The organism is Kibdelosporangium persicum (assembly GCF_013280595.1).
GTDB classification, from domain to species: Bacteria; Actinomycetota; Actinomycetes; order Mycobacteriales; family Pseudonocardiaceae; genus Kibdelosporangium; species Kibdelosporangium persicum.
In genome coordinates, this window is record NZ_JAAATY010000074.1 from 1 (window position 1) to 5,143 (window position 5,143).

Sequence of the window (5,143 nt, forward strand, 5' to 3'; positions counted from 1 at the left end):
ACCACCTCACCAAACAACTCCTCAAACCCCACCCACTCCACACCCGACAAACCACAACCCACACCAAACCCATCAGCCGCCGCCGCCAAACCAGCAGACGCCAACCCCAACACACCACCAACCGGAAAACCCGGCCCACGCAACGCGAACTGATTCCACAGCCGCCAGGTGCCGCCAAGACGCACCGGTGTGTCGTCCATGTCAGACGCTCCTAGAAGTCGGCCTCCACGACCGCCGCGAGGTCGGCCGGGGACGGGTAGGCGAACACCAGCGCGACCGGCACGTCGACGTCGAGCGACGCCTGCAGTCGCGCGATGATCTGGAACGCGGCCAGTGAGTCACCACCCGCCTCGAAGAAGTCGCTCGTCGTGTCGAGCGTGTCGTCGTTCAGCGTCTCCCGGTAGATCGACGCGATCAGTTCGGGGACGTCGGTCGTCGCGGTCATACTGGCTCCTCCAGTTCGGGCTGGGTGATCGTGGACAACGCCTCGGGTGTGTTGCCGCCGGACACGATCACGACCGCGCGGCCCGTGAACCCGGACTCCAGCGCGCCGGCCAACGCGACCGCACCGCTCGGCTCGGCCGCCACACCCGCACGGTGCAGGGCGGCTTGGGCGTCGGTGACCGCGTCGTCGGTCACGCCGATCATGTCGTCGATCCGGTGCCGGATGATCGGCCAGGTGACTTCGCCGGGCCGCTGACCGCGCAGGCCGTCGGCGATCGTCGTGGACGGCGGCAGCTCCACCGGCGTGCCCACGGCGAGCGACACGGCATAGCGGCGGGCGCACATCGATTCCACGCCAACGATCCGTACCCGCCGGGGTAGCAACGACGCGGCCAGGCACACTCCAGCCAGCAGCCCGCCGCCGCCGGTGGGCACGAAGACCGTTGACGCGTCCGGCACATCCTCGAACACCTCGAGCCCCGCTGTCCCAGCCCCGGCCACGACCAGCTCGTGATCCGACGACGGCAGGAAAACAGCGCCGGTGCGCTCGGAAATCGCCCGTGCACAGCGGTCGCGTTCGACTACACCGCCGTCCGCGCGGACGACGCGGGCGCCCAGTGACCGGATCACTTGTGCCTTGGCCTCACTCGCCGCGGTGGTCATCACGACAGTCACCCGCACGCCCAACTCAGCGGCGAGCATGGTGACAGCGATGCCGTGGTTGCCGGACGAGCCGGTCACGACCTTGTCCGCGTGCAACGCGAGCATCGCGTTCGCGGCGCCGCGGGCCTTGAACGAGCCGCCGCGTTGGCGGTGCTCGGCTTTGAGCAGGATGTGTGAGTCCCATGCCAGCACGGAGGTCCGGCGCACGTGGCCCGCGATCCGGTCAGCCGCCGCACGCACGTCGGCGAGACCGAGCTGGGTGGTTCCTATGCCTGTCATCGGGCATCGGTCGCGAGCGCGCGGCGGTCAGCCTTGCCGCTGGTGGTCGTCGGCAGGTGGTCGATCCGCACGAATCTTCTGGGCATCATGTAGGGCGGCAATGTCATCGCGAGGTGCGCGCGCAGTGCCGTGTCGGTGACGTCCGCCAGATCACCGACGACGTGAGCGACGAGGTAGGTCCTGCCGCGGTCGTCAGTGGCAGCCGTGACCACCGCGCCGGTGACGGCCGGGTGGCTGAGCAACGAGCCTTCGATCTCGGCCGGATCGACCCGGTAGCCACGGATCTTGGTCTGCCGGTCGGACCGGCCCAGGTAATCGAGGTTCCCGTCGGGAGCGCGGCGCGCGAGGTCGCCCGTGCGGTACATGCGCGCACCTGGCTCACCGTGCGGATCGGGCACGAACCGTGCCGCCGTCAGCTCCGGGCGGCCGCAGTAGCCGCGGGCCACGCCGAGCCCACCGATCCACACCTCGCCGACGGCACCATCAGGCACGGTACGCAAGTAGTCGTCAAGCAAGTGGACGGTGACGCCGTCGATCGGCGTGCCGACCACGTCGGTCGTCGTTTCCGGCGACCGCGGTACGAAGAACCGGGTCGAGGTCATCGTGGCCTCGGTCGGGCCGTACTGGTTCACCAGCCGCTCGCCGACGCTCTCCCGGCCGCCCGCCGCGAGGAACGGCCGCAGCGACTCGCCGCTCGAGACCGTCAGCCGGAGGGCCGGTACTTCGTGCTGGGACAGGAACGTGAGGAACGTCGGAGTCGCGCTCAAGACCGTGTTCACGCCGTGTTCCCGGACGGTCGCCGCGAATTCGTCAGCGCGCAGCAGGGTCGAGCGCGGTACGAGGACCAGCCGGCCACCAGCCACCAGCGGGGCGAAGGTGTCGCGGATCGAGGCGTCGTAGCCGAGCGGGGCCAGTTGCAGCACCGTCGTGTCCTGGCTGAGTTCGTAGTCGCGGACGACGAATCGCAGATAGTTGGTCAGGCCTCGATGCTCGATCAGGACGGCGTTGGGCGTACCGGTCGATCCGGAGGTGTGGGTGACATAAGCCAGTGAACGCGGATCGACCGGCGGCAGTGCGGCATCCACATCGGACTGATCGGCGAACACCGCCGGACCGGGCACAGGCAGGCTGAGACGCTCGGCCAGTGTCCGCGTGGTGACCAGGCACCGCGCCTGGGCGCTGCGGACCATGGCGGCCAGCCGCGGCCGCGGCAGGTCGACGTCGAGAGCGAGAAACGCGCCGGCGGCCCTGAGCACCGCGGCCATGGCGATGACGGCCTCCGCGCCGCGGTCGACGGCGATCGCGCAGACCTGCTCCGGACCTGAGCCACGGGCGACGAGCACACGGGCCAGTCGCTCGATCCGGACGGCCATCTCCTCGTAGGTGATGACTTCGCCGGGCGTGACGATCGCCGGTGCGCGCGGGCTTGTCACGGCGTGCAGCAGGATGTCGTCGACGAATGTGCTCACGGCGCGGTCCCGTCCACAGTGGACTCGACGACAGTCTGGTCGACCGCGACGAACCGCAGCTCGGCGGTGTACCGGTTGCCCTCGTCGTCGGTGAGCCAGGCGTGTTCGGGGGTCGGCAGCATCTCGGTGACCGTGAACCGGGCGTCGGGGTCCTTGCGGACGAGCCGGCGGACAGCCTTGGCGAAGATGTTCACGTACACCGGGCTGTCGAAGTCCACGAAGAACGGCCGGGGCTCCGCGGGCGACACGACAAAAACGAAGCGGGGCAAGCCCAGGCTCGCTCGCCACCACCGAGCGCGGACGAACCGGCGGGGCTCGCTCTTCTCGTCGGCGAACGACAACCCGCTCGCGTTGACACGCCAGGTCTCCCGTGCCACGACCATCTTGTCGATGGTCACGCGCGGCGCGTGGTCGGCGTCCGCACGGAGGGTGAACCGGTCCATCACGTGGTTGGTCAGCGCGTTGCCGAACACGTCGAGCACGTCGAACTCGGTGCCGTCAGGCAGCACTCCGACGAGCCGGCCGGACCGCTCCTCGACACAGATGTCGGCGGCGTTGACGTTGCGCGGCCGGCCTGGGTCGCCGGTGTAGTCGACGACGCCGACGAAGTAGTCCTTGGGCCGCACGAGCGCTGGGCGGCTGCGAGCCGACCAGCGCGGCGGCTGTTCCTTGGGCAGCATCGGCATTACACGCGGACCGGGGAAGTCGCGTTCGGTCTCGGCGAGCAACGAGTCGATGTCGGGATGCTGCATGACGAACAGTGAGGCGCCGACGGTGTTCATGGCGACGTGCAACTCGCCGAGCACGAGCTCGAAGTCCCCACGCTCCACGGCGGCCAGGTCCTCGGCGCAGATCAACACGTCCGGGCTGACGTAGCGGGCGATGTTCCAGCCGCGGCCGGGCTCTTCGAACTGTTCGCGCACAGCGGCGGCGATGTCGGCAGAGGACAGGTGGACGCGACGGCTGCCAGGCGGCGCACCGAGAATCGGAGCCCAGCGCGCGCGGAGTTCGTCCTGGACGGCAGCGACGTCCGCGGCGGCCTCGGGGTGCGGCACCGGGACACATGCCAACCACAGCGACCCGATGTCGACTGCGCCGCGCTCGTCGCGCAACCGCCGGTACACCTGGCGGACGCGAGCACCGATCCGCTCGGCGACCCGGTTGGTCATCCAGCGTGCGGAGGTGAGGACCAGGCCGAGCGGGGTCAGTTCGTCGAGGATCGCGGTGCCGACGGTGGCCACAGCCGAGCGGCGGGCGTCGGAGTACAGCAGCGACCGGCAGGGGGCGACCCGTGCCCCCTTCGCGCGGGTGGCGGCGCTGTCGGTGAGCGAAGCGAACTCGTTGTCCAGCGCGGTGAGCGCGTCGACCAGAGCGTCAGCGTCCATGCCGGCGTCCCGGACGCGGTCGCGGGCACGTTCGATCCCTGCGAGCTTCGCGAGTGCACGGTCTCGTACGGCGACGTCGGCGATCCGCTCCAGTTTGGATCGCAGCGTCTGCTCAGGGTGCGCACTGGCCGGGACCTCGATCCGGCGGACGATCAAGCGGCGTCGTTGCAGGGTGGTCAGTACGTCCTCCACCGCGGGCTCCGATATGGACAGAGCGGAGGCGATCTCGGCGGCCGTGCGGACGCCGTCACACAAGTCGAGCACTCGGCTGTCCGACAACGAAATGTCCTGTGGTGGCCGTCCTGGCAGCAGCACGGTGTCGCCGTCCGCGCGGACATAGGACAGGCGGCGTGGCGGAATCCAGGCCCGTATCGCCGGATCGGCCTCGATCTCCTTGGCCACCGCGTCGATCGCCCAACTGGCGAAATACACCTCCGACGCCGCGACAAACCCCACCCCAGGATCAACCGACACACCACACGACGACAAATCCCAACGCCCCCACCCCACCGGACCAAAAAACCCAATCGTGTCATTCTTCACACAAAAACGCTGCCAATAATGCGCCACCAACTCCTCACGCTGCCGCGGCATACTCGACCGACCACCCACCGACGGCACCCACGCCAAAAACGGCCCCACACCCGACCCCAACACCGGCCGATTCTGCCACGCCACCGCCGCACGAAAACCCCCCAACCCCGCAACCCGCTGCAACTCCCGCGCCACCGACACCACCACCTCACCAAACAACTCCTCAAACCCCACCCACTCCACACCCGACAAACCACAACCCACACCAAACCCATCAGCCGCCGCCGCCAAACCAGCAGACGCCAACCCCAACACACCACCAACCGGAAAACCCGGCCCACGCAACGCGAACTGATTCCACAGCCGCCA

General features: G+C 69.0%; 5 protein-coding genes. All 5 read right to left on the reverse strand.

Annotated features, from left to right (window positions below):
* On the reverse strand, positions 1 to 200 hold a 200-nt coding region (locus GC106_RS46835), incomplete at its 3' end, for a hypothetical protein (RefSeq protein WP_173142658.1).
* Between the two features lie 11 nt (positions 201 to 211).
* On the reverse strand, positions 212 to 445 hold the full coding sequence (locus GC106_RS46840; RefSeq protein WP_173142659.1) for a phosphopantetheine-binding protein: 234 nt from the start codon (positions 443 to 445) through the stop codon (positions 212 to 214).
* Positions 442 to 1,386, reverse strand: coding sequence for a threonine ammonia-lyase (locus GC106_RS46845; protein ID WP_173142660.1), 945 nt, complete (start codon positions 1,384 to 1,386; stop codon positions 442 to 444). Before GC106_RS46845 ends, GC106_RS46840 begins: the two co-directional genes overlap by 4 nt.
* On the reverse strand, positions 1,383 to 2,855 hold the full coding sequence (locus tag GC106_RS46850; protein WP_173142661.1) for an amino acid adenylation domain-containing protein: 1,473 nt from the start codon (positions 2,853 to 2,855) through the stop codon (positions 1,383 to 1,385). Before GC106_RS46850 ends, GC106_RS46845 begins: the two co-directional genes overlap by 4 nt.
* Positions 2,852 to 5,119: a lantibiotic dehydratase gene (locus GC106_RS46855; protein WP_512698694.1), complete on the reverse strand. Its 2,268-nt coding sequence runs from the start codon at positions 5,117 to 5,119 to the stop codon at positions 2,852 to 2,854. Before GC106_RS46855 ends, GC106_RS46850 begins: the two co-directional genes overlap by 4 nt.
* Positions 5,120 to 5,143 lie beyond the last annotated feature (24 nt).